1 protein-coding gene is annotated in these 508 nt (G+C 63.6%); it reads right to left on the bottom strand.

Features of this window, described 5'->3' with window-relative positions:
* A partial coding sequence (locus J5M67_RS27940) for an AMP-binding protein (RefSeq protein ID WP_243434929.1) occupies positions 1–387 on the bottom strand: 387 nt, incomplete at its 3' end.
* Positions 388–508: the final 121 nt, after the last annotated feature.

Below are 508 nucleotides of genomic sequence, written 5' to 3'. Positions count from 1 at the left end.
GATCAACAGCTTGCAGCCGACCTTGTTCAGCGCGTATTCGAGCTCGGCCAGCCGATAGGCGGGATTGACGTTGACGAGCACCGCGCCGATACGCGCGGTTGCAAATTGCGTGAGCAGCCATTCGGCGCGGTTCGGCGACCAGATGCCGACCCGGTCACCGCGCGCGATGCCGAGCTCGATCAGCGCGGCGGCGAGCGCGTCGACTTCGTCCGCGAACTCGCGCCACGTCCAGCGCACGCCCTGCTCGCGGAACACGACCGCCGCGCGATCGGGAAAGCGGGCGACCGTATCGAGCAGGAACTGCCCGATCGTCGCGTCGCTCAATGGGACATCCGCCGGGCCGCGTACGTACGAAAGCCCGTGCATCGGCGCGATCAGCGCGCCCATGCCTGAATCTGCTGCCATGAGAGTGTCTCCGCCATTGGAACGTTCTGCGAACGTTTCGTCGTTTTGAACGCGTTTCTGTAAATTATTCTGCCATCCGCTTACGGCACTCTGACATCAAGTG

It is taken from the genome of Pseudomonas sp. 30_B, from assembly GCF_017491605.1.
Taxonomy (GTDB): domain Bacteria; phylum Pseudomonadota; class Gammaproteobacteria; order Pseudomonadales; family Pseudomonadaceae; genus Pseudomonas.
This window is presented reverse-complemented; position numbering and strand designations above follow the sequence as displayed.